This window comes from Rhizobacter sp. P2_D12 (genome assembly GCF_056404395.1).
Genome location: NZ_JBFUEB010000016.1, coordinates 38,190 through 52,106, shown reverse-complemented (window position 1 = coordinate 52,106; position 13,917 = coordinate 38,190). Strand labels below are relative to the sequence as shown.

Annotated in this window: 11 protein-coding genes; 3 read left to right on the top strand and 8 right to left on the bottom strand. The window is 70.6% G+C overall.

Going from position 1 to position 13,917, the window contains the following annotated elements; all coding sequences use genetic code 11:
- Position 1: 1 nt before the first annotated feature.
- Entirely contained in the window at positions 2 to 1,606 is a 1,605-nt protein-coding gene (locus tag AC1DYN_RS07670) for an AMP-binding protein (protein WP_477958531.1), read from the top strand.
- A gap of 18 nt (positions 1,607 to 1,624) precedes the next feature.
- Positions 1,625 to 2,020, top strand: coding sequence for a RidA family protein (locus AC1DYN_RS07665; RefSeq protein WP_477958530.1), 396 nt, complete (start codon positions 1,625 to 1,627; stop codon positions 2,018 to 2,020).
- On the opposite strand, the gene AC1DYN_RS07660 is transcribed toward AC1DYN_RS07665, so the two are convergent.
- Together AC1DYN_RS07660 and AC1DYN_RS07655 are read right to left on the bottom strand one after the other, a co-directional pair.
- Positions 2,021 to 3,133, bottom strand: coding sequence for a catalase family protein (locus AC1DYN_RS07660; protein ID WP_477958529.1), 1,113 nt, complete (start codon positions 3,131 to 3,133; stop codon positions 2,021 to 2,023).
- A gap of 132 nt (positions 3,134 to 3,265) precedes the next feature.
- A complete protein-coding gene (locus AC1DYN_RS07655) occupies positions 3,266 to 6,163 on the bottom strand; it encodes a C1 family peptidase (RefSeq protein ID WP_477958528.1) in 2,898 nt (965 codons plus the stop codon).
- Positions 6,164 to 6,388: 225 nt separating this feature from the next.
- On the opposite strand from AC1DYN_RS07655, the gene AC1DYN_RS07650 reads away from it, so the two are divergent.
- Positions 6,389 to 7,924 carry an MFS transporter gene (locus AC1DYN_RS07650; protein ID WP_477958555.1) on the top strand — a complete coding sequence of 512 codons (1,536 nt, stop codon included), beginning with the start codon at positions 6,389 to 6,391 and terminating at the stop codon, positions 7,922 to 7,924.
- A gap of 31 nt (positions 7,925 to 7,955) precedes the next feature.
- Here AC1DYN_RS07650 and AC1DYN_RS07645 read toward each other — a convergent pair whose 3' ends face one another.
- The 6 genes from AC1DYN_RS07645 to AC1DYN_RS07620 are packed head-to-tail and all read right to left on the bottom strand — an operon-like array spanning position 7,956 to position 13,858.
- Positions 7,956 to 8,576 carry a flavin reductase family protein gene (locus AC1DYN_RS07645; RefSeq protein ID WP_477958527.1) on the bottom strand — a complete coding sequence of 207 codons (621 nt, stop codon included), beginning with the start codon at positions 8,574 to 8,576 and terminating at the stop codon, positions 7,956 to 7,958.
- On the bottom strand, positions 8,576 to 9,484 hold the full coding sequence (locus AC1DYN_RS07640; protein WP_477958526.1) for a polysaccharide deacetylase family protein: 909 nt from the start codon (positions 9,482 to 9,484) through the stop codon (positions 8,576 to 8,578). The genes AC1DYN_RS07645 and AC1DYN_RS07640 overlap by 1 nt, the downstream gene beginning before the upstream one ends.
- A complete protein-coding gene (locus AC1DYN_RS07635) occupies positions 9,481 to 10,956 on the bottom strand; it encodes a serine/threonine protein kinase (RefSeq protein ID WP_477958525.1) in 1,476 nt (491 codons plus the stop codon). Before AC1DYN_RS07635 ends, AC1DYN_RS07640 begins: the two co-directional genes overlap by 4 nt.
- A complete protein-coding gene (locus tag AC1DYN_RS07630) occupies positions 10,946 to 11,689 on the bottom strand; it encodes a metallophosphoesterase family protein (RefSeq protein ID WP_477958524.1) in 744 nt (247 codons plus the stop codon). The genes AC1DYN_RS07635 and AC1DYN_RS07630 overlap by 11 nt, the downstream gene beginning before the upstream one ends.
- Positions 11,690 to 11,699: 10 nt before the next feature.
- On the bottom strand, positions 11,700 to 12,632 hold the full coding sequence (gene argF, locus AC1DYN_RS07625; RefSeq protein ID WP_477958523.1) for an ornithine carbamoyltransferase: 933 nt from the start codon (positions 12,630 to 12,632) through the stop codon (positions 11,700 to 11,702).
- Positions 12,629 to 13,858 carry an aspartate aminotransferase family protein gene (locus AC1DYN_RS07620; RefSeq protein WP_477958522.1) on the bottom strand — a complete coding sequence of 410 codons (1,230 nt, stop codon included), beginning with the start codon at positions 13,856 to 13,858 and terminating at the stop codon, positions 12,629 to 12,631. Before AC1DYN_RS07620 ends, argF begins: the two co-directional genes overlap by 4 nt.
- Positions 13,859 to 13,917 lie beyond the last annotated feature (59 nt).

Genomic DNA, 13,917 nt, shown 5'->3' with positions numbered 1-13,917 from the left:
GATGTCCGCGCACGTCGACACCTTTGCCCGCGACCACCTGCCGCCGCCCGATCAATGGCCGGAGCTGGTGTTCGACCTGCCCGAGCTGCGGTTTCCCGCCGAGCTGAACTGCGCGCACGAACTGCTGGACCGCTGGGTCGAGCAGGGGCAGGGCGGGCGCCTGTGCGTGCAAGGGCAGGGCGTGCGCTGGACCTACGCCGAGCTGCAGGCGCAGGCCAACCGCATCGCCCGCGTGCTGGTCGAGGACCTGGGCCTGGTGGCCGGCAACCGCGTGCTGCTGCGCGGGCCGAACTCGCCGATGCTGGCGGCGTGCTGGTTCGGCGTCGTCAAGGCCGGCGGCATCGCGGTCGGCAGCATGCCGCTGCTGCGCGCGAAGGAACTGGTGCAGATCGTCCACAAGGCCGAGATCAGCCACGCGCTGTGCGACGTGCGGCTGGAGGACGAACTCGCGATGGCCGGCCCGCAGTGCCCGACGCTGGCGCACGTGCTGCATTTCATGACCGAGCGCGATGGCGGCCTCGAGGCGCGGGCCGCCGCCAAGCCGGCCGTCTTCGACACCGTGCGCACCGCGGCCGACGACACCTGCCTGATGGCCTTCACCTCGGGCACCACCGGCGCACCGAAGGCCACGATGCATTTCCACCGCGACGTGATGGCGGCCTGCGCGTGCTGGCCGCGCCACGTGCTGCGCCCGCGTGCCGATGACGTGTTCATCGGCAGCCCGCCGCTCGCCTTCACCTTCGGGCTGGGCGGGCTGCTGCTGTTCCCGCTGTCGGTCGGCGCGTCGACGGTGCTCGTCGAGCGCCCCGGGCCGGACGCGCTGCCGGGCGCGATCGCGCAGTACCGCGCGACCACGCTGGTGACGGCGCCGACCTCGTACCGCGCGATGGCGCCGCAGGTCGCGAACCACGACCTGTCGTCGCTGCGCCAGTGCGTGTCGGCCGGCGAGGCGCTGCCGGCCGCGACGCGCCGGCTGTGGAAGGACGCGACCGGCATCGAGATCATCGACGGCATCGGCTCGACCGAGCTGCTGCACATCTTCATCTCGCACGACGAGGCGCATGCGCGCCCCGGCGCCACCGGCACCGTCGTGCCGGGCTACCGGGCCTGCGTGCTCGACGAGAGCGGCCGGCCGCTGCCGCCCGGCCAGGTGGGGCGGCTCGCGGTCAAGGGCCCGACCGGCTGCCGCTACCTGGCCGACGAGCGCCAGCGCCAGTACGTGAGCGGCGGCTGGAACCTGACCGGCGATGCCTACCTGCAGGACGCGGACGGCTACTTCGTCTACCAGGCGCGCACCGACGACATGATCATCTCGGGCGGCTACAACATCGCCGGGCCGGAGGTCGAGGCGGCGCTGCTGCTGCACCCGGCGGTGGCCGAATGCGGCGTGGTCGGCGTGCCGGACGACGAGCGGGGCCAGATCGTCAAGGCCTTCGTCGTGCTGCGGCCCGGGCATGCCGGCGATGCGGCGATGGCGAAGGCGCTGCAGGATTTCGTCAAGCAGGCGGTCGCGCCCTACAAGTACCCGCGCGCGGTCGAGTTCTGCACGGCGCTGCCGCGCACCGAGACCGGCAAGCTGCAGCGCTTCCGCTTGCGTGCCCGATAACGAACAGGAGACCGATCCGTGAACGTGTTGCAACCCCCAGGCTGGCTGCCCCCGCGCGGCTATGCGAACGGCGTGGCCGCCGAGGGACGGCTGGTGTTCGTCGCCGGCCAGATCGGCTGGAACGCGCGCTGCGAGTTCGACAGCGACGACTTCGTGCAGCAGGTGCGCCAGGCGCTGCTGAACGTGTGCGCGGTGCTGGCCGAAGGCGGCGCGACGCCGCAGCACATCGTGCGCATGACCTGGTACGTGCTGGACCGCGGCGAGTACGTCGCGCGCGGACGCGAGGTGGGCGCGGTGTTCCGCGAACTCGTCGGCAGCTATGCCATCGCGATGAGCGCGGTGCAGGTCAGCGCGCTGATGGAGCCGCGCGCGAAGGTCGAGATCGAGGTGACCGCCGTCGTGCCGAAGGCCTGATCACGCCGGCAGGTCGTCGCCCGAGCGCGGCTCGGCGATGCGCACGCCGTTGCGCTCGGCGCGGTAGCGGGCCGAGGTCTCGTAGACGCGCTTGCGCACCCGCATCACCGCGCCCAGCGGCCGGTGGGCGGCCAGCCCGTGCCAGGGGCTGAACGACATGCCGTCGTCGATGGCGGCCGAGCGGGCCTCGCTCCACGCGAGCTGCGGCCGCGCGACGAGGCGGCCGATCGTGACGAAGGGGCTGCGGTCTTCGGGCCAGCGCACCGACGCGTCCTCGATCGGCATGGCCTCGAGGTCGGTGCACAGCTGCACGCGCAAGTCCCACTCGCCGCCATGCTGCGCGAAGTGCGCCAGCACCGCATCGCGCAGCGCCTGCGGCCGCTCGTGCATCTCGACCGGCGCGCCGGTCAGCGCGCACAGCTCGGGCGACATCGGCACCACCGACACCTTGGCCATGTACGGGCCCCACAGCATCGGCACCTGGCTGTACCAGGTCTCGCCGAGCAGGTTCGTCTCCGGGTGGCCGCCCAGCGTCTTCAGCGTGCCGCTTTGCAGGCCCACCTGTTCGATCGCCTTCTCGGCGCCGCGCAGCACGGCCGAGACCGCCTTCTTCAGCGTCGGCACGCGGTCGGTGGTGACGGCGAGCAGCTTCAGGCCGGACAGGAACTGCTTCGGTCCCCGCGCGCCGAACACCGGCGCGTTGACCAGCACGAAATCCTGCGTGAAGGCGCCTTCGCTGCCGGGCAGCCGCAGGCCCTCGACGCCGATCAGCTTGATCGCCAGGCCGCGCGGCGTGGAGACGCTGTCGTCGAGGATGTCGCCGGGGATGGTCGACAGGCGCATCACGGCCGGCCATTGGCCGGGCTGGGCGAAGGCACCTTGGCGCAGCACCTCGGGCAGGTCGGCCGGCACCTGCAGCTCGGCGCGCAGCAAGCCGTGGCTCTTGGCATGCACGCCGCGCAGTGCATGGCCGCAGTGGTCGTACGTGGTCTGGCTGATGCCGCGCAGGGTCTTCGCCAGTTGCTCGCAGGTGTCGGACTCGTCCTCGTCGGCATGCTCGAAGGACGAGTCGTAGGGGACGGGGGCGAAACCGGCGGGCAGCGTCGTGTTCATGGCGGACCATGATGGACGCTGCGCCGGCCCGCGGGCGTCGGACGTGCCTCTGAACGGATGTAGGAGGTGGCCTTGTAGCCCGGATGCCAATCCGGGATGTGGTGAACAAACCCCGGATTGGCATCCGGGCTACTAATACCCCCTCAGGTCGTCGACCTTCATCTGCAGGTCCCCGCCGCGAATGCGCTGCAGCGTCCGCGAGAGCACCTCGACGTCGTTGTCGAAGCCCCCGTGCGATGCCCGCTGCAGCACCGGCTGGCCGTCGCTGCCGATCGCCGTCTCGATGCGGTCGTCGCTGACGAGGCGGGTGCGTTCGCGCAGCTTCGCATCGGCCGCCGCGGCGCGCCAGGTGGCCAGCGCCTCGCCGGTGTCGGACGAGCCGTCCCAGCCGGCGAACGACGGGTCGTTGACGCAGTCCAGCCCGAGGATGGGCGTGCGCAGGTCGGTCTCCAGCGCGTTCGACACCAGGTACAGCAGCGACTTGCGGTAGATCGCGACCACGTTGTCGTCGCGCTCGACCTTGTCGGACAGCACGTCCAGGTGCAGCCGCTCCATCACGCGCGGGTCGCCCGCGTAGTGCTGGTTGGCGAACGCCACCGTGCAGGCCGGCGCGTACAGGTTGACCGATGCGAGCCGTTGCGCGAGGCCGTCGTCGCGGCCGGCATGCTCGCGCGCCGCCAGCGCGGACAGCAGGTGCCCGAGCGCGATCGAGCCGGCCGAGTGGCCGACCAGGTGCAGCTCGAGCTGCGGCCCCCAGGTGGCGGCCAGCGCCTGCACCGCATCCAGCAGCAGCTCGCCGCCGCGGCGCGGCGCGAAGGCGAGCTGCGCGTTCTCCTTCATCTCGCTCCAGATCGGGCGGGCCAGCGGGCGGCCGATGGTCTTCTCGATCAGCAGGTCGGTCTTGTCGCTCAGCCATTCGCCGGCACCGGCGCGTGCCGGCTCGCGGTGGAAGGCGTCGGACAGGATGTCGCCGATGCTCTCGAGCAGCCCGGTCTTCCACACCAGGAACAGCGGGTAGCAGCCGTTGCCGATGAAGAAGCGGCCCATCGCGCTGGCGCGCTTGATCGCGTCGGGTTCGCTGTTGAGCCCGCCATGGGCATACAGCACCAGGCGCTTCGGGCCGTCGGGCTGACTGCGGAACCACTGGTCGGGCAGCGCATAGGCCTGCTGCTGCAGCTTGCGCGGCTGCTCGTCCTCGGTCAGGTAGCGGGTGACGCGGCCGTCGTTGCCGAGCACCACGCTGTGCTGGTAGGCCATCGCGGTGTCCCACCACTTGCGGCGGTCGGCATCGCTGCGCCGGGCACTGCCGCCCTGCGCGGCATCCTGTGCCACCGCCAGCCGGCCGGCGACGACGCCCGGTACGCCGAGTGCCACCACCCAGGCGTCCATGGCGTTGGCCAGCCAGTCGAGGTAGGACAGCGTCGCGAAGCCGCCGGCCCCCCAGTCGCGGCCCCAGGAGTTCTGCAGCACGAAGCCGCGCTCGTTGAAGCCGACGAGCGCGAAGGCATGCCCGCCTTCCTGCGAGGGGCGGCCGTCGAAGCCGATCAGCGGCAGGTCGGCATGGCCGGCGGGCGGCTTGTCGACGTCGGGCACTGCATCCCAGCCGTCGTGCGTGAAGGCCGACACGAAGACCGCGCCGTGCTGCGCGATGGCCGCCTGCATGTCGGTGATCGAGTGGGTGTCGACGCGGTAGTAGACGCCCAGCGTGTTCTGCGTGGCACGCGTCGCGAAGCCGTAGCGCGCGGTGTCGGACTTGTCGGCCTGGTAGGGCCAGTCGGGCTCGAGGCACACGCCGTTGTTGAACCAGCCCTTCAGCGCACCGCGGCAGCTGGAGCCTTCGTAGTTCTCGCCTTCGTATTCGTCGTGGCGGCGCGCCAGCGTGTAGAGCATGCGCGGGCTGACCGACTGGAACTTCGCCGGCGTCTTCGCCTTCAGCCAGCGCAGGTAGTTGATGACGCAGCCGAGCCCGAAGCCGGTGCAGGCGCCTTCGCTGCCCTGGTTCAGCACCAGCCCGGCCTTGGTGTAGGCGGGCAGGAAGCGCTGCACCGTCTCGGCCGCCGGGAACTCGTCGGGCAGCGTGATCGCGGCCGGCATGTACTGGCGGTCGCGCAGGTCGGCGGTGTCCTTCTTCGTGCGCGACACGCGGTGCGTGCTGCCGGCCGGCCGGTGCGACGTGCGGGCGGCCTTGCGCCCGGCGCCGGCAGCGGCACGCGGCGCCTGCGCCTCGTGCGCCTGCTCGGCCAGCTGGAACACGCTGCGGAAGGCGTCGAGCCCGTGTGCGCCGCCGTTGATCAGCTTGCGTGCCGCGGCGAAGTCGGACTTGGCGATCGCGGCGCGGAACCTGTCGGCCTTGTCGGACAGGAACAGCGCCAGGATCACCGCGGCGACCTCGGGCGCGTTCGCCTTGTCGGGGTCGGCGTCGAGTGCGAGGCCGATCGTTTCGCCGTAGTGCTTGTAGTTGGCCTTGCCGGTCAGTTGCACGAAACCGCGGCCCTTGTAGCGCGCGCCGTCGCCGGGGGCGCCGTTGCCGATGTCGCGGCGCAGGTCGTAGCTGCTGAACGGCGCGCCACCCGGGGGCGTGTTGAAGCGCGACTGGAACTCGGAGATCGGCACGAAGCCCTCGGTCTCGGCGCGGATGGTGCCGAGCGCGCCCAGCACCATCGGCCGGTCGGCGAGGCCGGCGACGCGCAGTGCCGCCTCGACGTAGGGCAGGTAGCGCGCGATGTTGGCCGGCTTGGTGGCGGGGAACAGCTGGCTGACCAGGCTCACCGTGAGCGGCGGGTCGGTGGGCTTCGGCTCGGGGATCAGCTTCAGCAGCACCTGGCAGCGCGGGCCGATGACGCCGTCGGCGATGACGCCGATGCCGGCCTGCCAGCGGCGGATCGCGGCATCGAAGCTGTCGTCGATGGCGCTGCCGGGCTGGGCCAGCACCGGGAAGGGCGCGGCATCGGCGCCGAGTTCGGCGGCGAGGGCCCGTGCGAGTTGATCCACGTCCTGGCCGGACGCACCCTTGGCGATCAGAAGCTTCATGGGCCCCTCCGTGACGGCAGAGACAGCGGTTGGCTGCACGGGCCAGTATCGTGGCGTGGGTGTGTACGTCCATCCCACAGTTGAAGGACGCGCCGCCGGTGCTAACGTGCCGGGATGTCGAGCACGCCCGTCATTCCGCCGCCGGTGGTTCCACCCCCTGTCGTTCCGCCGCCGGCCGGCCCGTCGAATTCGGCCTGGGCGCCACTGTCGCTGCCGGTGTTCCGCATGCTGTGGGGCACCTGGGTGGCCGCCAATGTCTGCATGTGGATGAACGACGTGGCGGCGGCCTGGCTGATGACCACGCTGACGACCTCGCCGGTGCTGGTGGCGTTGGTGCAGTCGGCGTCGACCTTGCCGGTCTTCCTGCTCGGGCTGCCCAGCGGCGCGATGGCCGACATCCTGGACCGGCGGCGCTACTTCATGCTGACCCAGCTGTGGGTGGCGGCGGTGGCGGTGGTGATGTGCGCGACGATCGCGTTCGACGCGATGAACGCGCCGCTGCTGCTGGTGCTGACCTTCGCGAACGGGATTGGCCTGGCGATGCGCTGGCCGGTGTTCGCGGCGATCGTGCCCGAGCTGGTGCCGCGCTCGCAGTTGCCGGCGGCGCTGGCGCTGAACGGCATCGCGATGAACGCGTCGCGCATCGTCGGGCCGATCGTGGCCGGCGCGATCATCGCGAGCGCGGGCAGCGCCTGGGTGTTCGTGCTGAACGCGCTGCTGTCGATCGGCGCCGCCTTCACGATCAGCCGCTGGCGGCGCGAGCAGAAGGCGAGCACCTTGCCGGGCGAGCGCTTCCTGGGCGCGATGCGGGTGGGCGTGCAGTACGTGCGCGAGTCGGCGCGCATGCACGTGGTGCTGCTGCGGGTGTCGCTGTTCTTCCTGCAGTCGACCGCGCTGCTGGCGCTGCTGCCGCTGGTGGCCAAGCACCTGCACGGCGGCGGCGCGGGCACCTTCACGCTGCTGCTGGCGTCGATGGGGGCGGGCGCGATCGGGGCGGCGGTCAACCTGCCGCGCGTGCGGCAGAAGCTGGGCTCGGACGAGCTGGTGCGCTGGGGCTCGCTGGTGCAGGCGCTGGCGATGGTGGTGGTGGCGCTGGCGCCGAACGTGATGGTCGCGGCGGCGGCGATGGCGGCGGCGGGCGCGGCCTGGATCTCGGTGGCGAACTCGCTGACGGTGTCGGCGCAGCTGGCGCTGCCCGACTGGGTGCGGGCGCGCGGGATGTCGATCTACCAGATGGCGTTGATGGGCAGCAGCGCGCTCGGGGCGGCGCTGTGGGGGCAGGTGGCGGCACTGAGCGACGTGCGGCGCAGCCTGCTGTGCGCGGCGGCGGTGGCGGTCATCGGGCTGCTGCTGACGCGCAAGGTGCGCTTGTCCGCGGTGGCCGAAGAGGACCTGACGCCGGCGAACGTGCTGAAGCCGCCGGTCACCGCGCTGCCGCTGGACCCGCACGACGGGCCGGTGCTGATCGCGATCGAATACCGCATCGACCCGGTGCGGCAGGCCGACTTCCTGCACATGATGCAGGAGCGGCGCAGCAGCTGCCTGCGCCGCGGGGTGCTGTCATGGAGCCTGTTCCGCGACACCTCGGATCCGGCGCTGTACGTGGAACAGTTCGTCAACGAGTCGTGGGCGGAACACCTGCGGCATTTCGAGCGCATGACGGTGTTCGACATGGAGCTGCGCGAGCGGCGGCTGGGATTCCATGTGGAGCAGTCGCCGCCGAAGGTGTCGCGGTATGTGGCGCAGGGGCTGGACACCTGAGCGCAGCGGCGAGAGGCGCTCCACCATCGCGTCAAATCTCGTCGATCGCCGTCGAACTCCCCGCGTCGAACGAAAACCGCTCCCGCGTCTTCACGTAGAAGCTGGCCCCGAAGCGTCCGACCGGAAAGTAGTTCTGCAGCCGCACGCGCCAGCGCTCGGTGTCGATCAGGTCGTCGCGGGCATGCAGCCACTGCACCTGGCCGATGAAGATCTGGCGGCTGGCGGTCTCCAGCGTCTCCCACAGCGTGCATTCGAAGGCCACCGGTGCTTCGGCGATGCGCGAGGCCTTGACTTGCCGGCATGGCGCCGTCGTGAGCCCCACCTGCGCCAGCTCGCTGACGTCTGGCGGCAGCCGCTCGCCGCAGCGGTGCATCTTCTCGGCCATGGCCTCATCGCTCAGGTGCACCACGAACTCGCGCGTGCGCACGATGTTGGCCGCGGTGTCCTTCAGTGCCCCGTCCTTCAGCCGGTTCACGCTGATCATCACGATCGGCGGCTCCTCGCCCAGCATGTTGAACATGCTGAACGGCGCGGCGTTGACGATGCCGCTCTCAGCCAGCGTGGTCACCAGCGCGATCGGCCGCGGCACGATCAGGCTGGCCATCAGCTTGTAGCGCTGGTACTCGGTGATGGCATYGAAGTCGATGTCCATCACGCGGCCTCCAGGGCATCCATCGCCGATGCGATCGCGCCCGGTGTCGTGAGCCAGATCTCGCGGTGGTGCTCGGCGACGTGCCGCAGCGCGCGCCGCAGGTGGCGCAGCCGGTAGGGCTGGCCGACGATGTACGGGTGCAGCGCGATGCCCATGACCAGCGGCTGCTGCTGCGACTGCGCCAGCATCTCGTCGAACTGGTCGACGATCATCTGCGCGAAATCCTTCGCGTCCATCTGGCGCGCGATGATCATCGGGATGTCGTTCAGCTCCTGCGGGTAGGGTACCGCCCACAGCGGCCCGCCGCGCGTGCGCATGCGCACCGGCTGGTCGTCATGGCACCAGTTCAGCGTGTAGCGGAAGCCTGCTTCGGCCAGCAGGTCGGGCGTGACCTGGCTTTCCGAGATCCACGGCGACAGCCAGCCCGCCGGCGGCGCCCCGTGGTGGCGCGCCATCGTGTCGCGGCAGTGCTCGATCAGCGCGCGCTCGTCGGCTTCGGGCAGCGTGCCTTGCCGCACGGAGTTGGTGTGCCCGTGCGCGATCATCTCGTCGCCGCGCTGCACGAAGGCGTCCACCAGCGGCGCGCTCAGCGCGTACATGGCCGTGTTCAGGATCACGCCGGCCGGCAGCGCGAGCTGGTTGAAGAGCTCCAGGCAGCGCCATGCGCCGACGCGGTTGCCGTATTCGCGCCAGCTGTGGTTCAGCACGTCGGGATGCGGCGAGGCCGGGCCGAGCGACGCGCCCAGGCCTTCGCCGAACGCGAAGTCCTCGAGGTTGAAGCCCAGGTACACCGCCAGGCGCTGCCCGTTCGGCCAGCGGAAGTCCGCGCGCTGGGTGATCGCCGAGTAGTCGTGGCGGCCGTGGGTGGGCAGGGGGCCGAAGCGCGGGTCGGGATCGGGGTGCGTCATGAGGTGGCGCGAAGCAAGCTGCGCACCACCGTCACCGTGCAATCCGACTGCGCCACCACCTCGGCCGACACGCTGCCCAGGTAGCGCCGCAGCCCGCCGCTGCTGCGCGCGCCCATCACGATGTGGTCGACCTGGTTCTTGCGCGCGTACTCGACGATCGCGCCGGCGGCGTCCGGTGCCTCCAGCACGTGGAAGGTCACGCGCCCGGCCTGTTCGGGGCGCGTCTCCTCCAGGTCCTGCACCAACGGGCGCGCCCAGTGCTTCAGTTGCACCAGCAGGCTCACGTGCTTGCTGCCGCCGTCCTTGTCGACCAGCTCGTCCATGCCGATGCGGTTGATCTTCAGCACCGCCAGGCACGCCAGGCGCGCACCGGGTTCGGTGTGCAGCAGACGCTGCACCGTGTCGCGCACCGATTCGAGCAGCGCCGGCTCGGCATTCGCGACATCCACCGCCGCCAGCAGGATCGGGCTGCGCGCCGCCTGCGCCGCGGCGTTGCCGCGCTCGGCCGGCTCGGCGCCCAGCGCGGCAAACCAACGCCGCAGCGTCTGCACCCGGCCGCTGCGCGCGCGGCGCTGGGCGCGCTCGGTCAGCACCACCTGGTCGGGGTTCTGCAGCTCGAAGGCCAGCTGCGCCGCGCTCTGGTGCCGCTTGTCGGGTTGCACCTCCAGGCAGCGCAGCACCAGCTCCTGCAGCCACGGCGGGCAGTCGGGCCGCCAGGCCAGCGGCGGCAGCGGATCTTGATACAACCGCTGGCGCAGCCCGCGCACGCTGGTCGGCGCACCGAACGGGCGCTCGCCGGTCAGCAGGTGGTACAGCAGCACGCCCAGCGCGAACAGGTCGCTGCGCGGGTCGTTGCGGATGAATTGCACCTGCTCCGGCGACATGTAGGGGCCGGTGCCCATCGGCAGCTCGAACTCCTCGTCCAGCAGGTCGGGCAAAAAATCGTGGCGCGACAGGCCGAAGTCGACCAGCACCGCCTCGGTCCGCGTGCCGTCCGCGGCCTTGCGGAACATGATGTTGCTCGGCTTCACGTCCAGGTGCACCACGTGCTGGCGGTGCAGCTCGTGCAGCGCGGTCGCCACCAGCGCACCGGTGCGCACCACCTCGTCGACCGGCAGCGGCGCATCGTCGAAGCGCTTGCGCAGCGAGTCGCCCGACAGCCGCTCCATCACGATGAACGGCTGGCCGGTGAAGTCGCCCTTGGCGATGAACTTCGGCACGTGCGTGCCCGACAGCGACGGCAGGATCATCTGCTCCACCTCGAAGCCGACGATGCTGGTGGGATCCTCGCCGCCCTTGATGCGCGGCACCTTCATGATCAGCGGCATCGGGTCGTCGCTGCCGAGCCGCGTCACCGCCCACAGGTTGGCCATGCCGCCCTGGTGCAGGTGCTCGTCGAGCCGGAAACCGTCGATGACCTGGCCGGCGGCCAGGCGCGATCCAGGCCTGGGCGGCTCGGCCTCAGTGTCCATCGATCAGGCGCTGCGCGATGCGCTGCGGCAGCCCGGCCGCCACCACCTTGGCGCTCGCCGCCTCGTGGTCATAGGGCACGCGGTGGTAGGTGAGGTCGCCGCTGACGGTGTCGAAGGTCGCGTAGCAGGCCGCGGGGTTGCCGTCGCGCGGTTGCCCCGCCGAGCCGGGGATCACCAGCCATTGGCGCTGCGGCGACAACGGGATCGGCACGCCCGGCACCGGCGTGAAGTCGCCGACCTTGCCGGTGCTCGACAGGTGGAACAGCAGCGGCTCGTGCACATGGCCGCAGAAGGTCAGGCGCGCATCGGTGGCGTGCATGCTGCGCACCGCGTCGAGCCGCGCGGTGACGTAGCCCCAGGCGGTCGGCGCGTAGGCGTTGGCGTGCACGTAGAGGCGGTCGCCGTCGCGTGCGCTGACCGGCAGCTTCGACAGGAAGTCGAGCTGCGACAGGCTCAGCTGCTGGTGCGTCCACGCGACCACCTCGCGCGCATCCGGCACCATCGTCGGCTGCGGGCCCTGCACCGCGGCCGCGTCGTGGTTGCCCAGCACCGCGACGGCGCCATCGGCCAGGTGGGCCTGCAGGCAGTCGACCACCCAGCCGGGATCGGCGCCGTAGCCGACGTAGTCGCCGAGGAAGACGTGCTGCCCGCAACCCTGCGACTGCGCATGCGCGAGCACCGCCTCGACCGCCTCGCGGTTGGCATGCAGGTCGGTGATCAGGGCAAGTTTCAAAGGCGGGAGCTCAACCGATGCGGCCCAGCAGCAGGTACTCCATCAGCGCCTTCTGCACGTGCATGCGATTCTCCGCCTCATCCCAGACGACGGATTGAGATCCGTCAATGACCTCGGCCTCGACTTCCTCGCCGCGATGCGCCGGCAGGCAGTGCATGAAGAGGGCGTCCGGCTGGGCCGCCGCCATCATCTCGCGGTCGACGCACCAGTCGGCGAAGGCCTTCATGCGCGTCTCGTTCTCGGCCTCGTAGCCCATGCTGGTCCAGACGTCGGTGGTCACCAGGTGCGCGCCGCGGCAGGCTTCCAGCGGATCCTTGAAGACCTTGATGCACTGGGTGTCGCTAACGCCGGCCGCCTTGGCATCCACCTCGTAGCCCGACGGCGTGCTGACGTGCAGCGTGAAACCGAGGATGCTGGCCGCCTGCAGCCAGGTGCTGGCCATGTTGTTGCCGTCGCCGACCCAGGCCACCACCTTGCCGGCGATGCTGCCGCGGTGCTCGATGTACGTGAAGATGTCCGCCAGGATCTGGCACGGGTGGTACTCGTTCGTCAGCCCGTTGATCACCGGCACGCGCGAGTTGGCCGCGAACGCATCGAGCTTGGTCTGCTCGTAGGTGCGGATCATCACCAGGTCGACCATGCGGCTGATCACGCGCGCGCTGTCCTCGATCGGCTCGGCGCGGCCCAGCTGGCTGTCGCCGGTGGTCAGGTTCACCACCGAGCCGCCCATCTGGTACATGCCGGCCTCGAAGCTGACGCGGGTGCGCGTGGACGCCTTCTCGAAGATCATCGCCAGCGTGCGGTCGACCAGCGGCGTGTACTTCTCGTAGTTCTTGAAGCGCTTCTTGATGATGCCGGTGCGCTCGAACAGGTAGGCGTACTCCTCGGCGCGGAAGTCCTTGAACTGCAGGTAGTGCTTGATGAGGCTCATGCCGGGCTTCATGGCTTGGCAGGGGTTTCGGACAGGAAGCGCTTGATCAGCGGGCACAGCAGGGCCACGATCTGCGCCGCTTCGTCGGCGGTGAGGATCAGCGAGGGCACGAGGCGGATCACGCGGTCGGCGGTGACGCTGAGCAGCAGGCCGGCCTCGGCCGCGCGATTCAGCAGCACGCCGCACGGGCGGTCGAGCTCGATGCCCAGCATCAGGCCCTGGCCGCGGATCTCGACCACGGCCCCGCTCGCGATCTCGGCGGCCAGTTCCTTCGCGAGGCCGGCCTTCAGCGCGGCGCCGACGGTGGCGGCGTTCTCGAGCAGTTTTTCTTCTTCCATGATGCGCAGCGTCTCGACGCCGGCACGCATGGCCAGCGGGTTGCCGCCGAAGGTGCTGCCGTGGTTGCCGGGGCCGAGCACGTTGGCCGCCTTCGGGCCGCAGACGATCGCGCCCACCGGCACGCCCGAGCCCAGGCCCTTGGCGAGCGGCATCACGTCCGGCTTGATGCCGGCCCACTGGTGCGCGAACCACTTGCCGGTGCGGCCCAGGCCGCATTGCACCTCGTCGAGCATCAGCAGCCAGCCACGCTCGTCGCAGACCTTGCGGATGCCCTGCAGGTACTCGATGGTCGAGACGTTGATGCCGCCTTCGCCCTGGATCACCTCGAGGAACACCGCGACCACGTTCGGGTTCTCGGCGGCCACCTTCTGCACCGCGGCCAGGTCGTTCAGCGGCACGCGCACGAAGCCCTCGACCAGCGGGCCGAAGCCGGCCTGCACCTTGGCGTTGCCGGTGGCCGACAGCGTGGCGATCGAGCGGCCGTGGAAGGCCTTCTCGTAGACGATGATTTCGGGACGCTCGATGCCCTTGTCGTGGCCGAACTTGCGGGCGATCTTCAGCGCGGCTTCGTTGGCCTCGAGGCCGGTGCTGCAGAAGAAGGCGTTGCTCAGGCCCGACACCTCGGTCAGCTTGGCGGCCAGCTGCTCCTGCAGCGGCACCTGGTAATAGTTGGAGCTGTGGATCAGCTTGCCGACCTGATCTTGCAGCGCGGCGACCAGCTTCGGATGGGCGTGGCCGACGGTGTTGACCGCGATGCCGCCCAGGCCGTCGAGGTACTTCTTGCCGTCGGTATCCCACACCCAGCAGCCTCGGCCATGCGACAACGCGAACGGCAGGCGGCCGTAGGTGTTCATCACATGGGGCATGGGGCTGGCGGGGCTGGTGGCGGTCGCATTCATGCGGCGGGCTCCAAAGGGGATCGGCCGGGATCGGCAAAAGAGGGCAGCCGTGCGCCGCC

Bases quoted from the DNA above. Each gene is read 5' to 3' on its own strand.
- argF (WP_477958523.1), bottom strand. From the start codon at position 12,632: ATGAAGCCCGGCATGAGCCTCATCAAGCACTACCTGCAGTTCAAGGAC.
- AC1DYN_RS07655 (WP_477958528.1), bottom strand. From the start codon at position 6,163: ATGAAGCTTCTGATCGCCAAGGGTGCGTCCGGCCAGGACGTGGATCAA.
- AC1DYN_RS07620 (WP_477958522.1), bottom strand. From the start codon at position 13,858: ATGAATGCGACCGCCACCAGCCCCGCCAGCCCCATGCCCCATGTGATG.
- AC1DYN_RS07635 (WP_477958525.1), bottom strand. From the start codon at position 10,956: ATGGACACTGAGGCCGAGCCGCCCAGGCCTGGATCGCGCCTGGCCGCC.
- AC1DYN_RS07670 (WP_477958531.1), top strand. From the start codon at position 2: ATGTCCGCGCACGTCGACACCTTTGCCCGCGACCACCTGCCGCCGCCC.
- AC1DYN_RS07640 (WP_477958526.1), bottom strand. From the start codon at position 9,484: ATGACGCACCCCGATCCCGACCCGCGCTTCGGCCCCCTGCCCACCCAC.
- AC1DYN_RS07650 (WP_477958555.1), top strand. From the start codon at position 6,389: ATGCTGTGGGGCACCTGGGTGGCCGCCAATGTCTGCATGTGGATGAAC.
- AC1DYN_RS07660 (WP_477958529.1), bottom strand. From the start codon at position 3,133: ATGAACACGACGCTGCCCGCCGGTTTCGCCCCCGTCCCCTACGACTCG.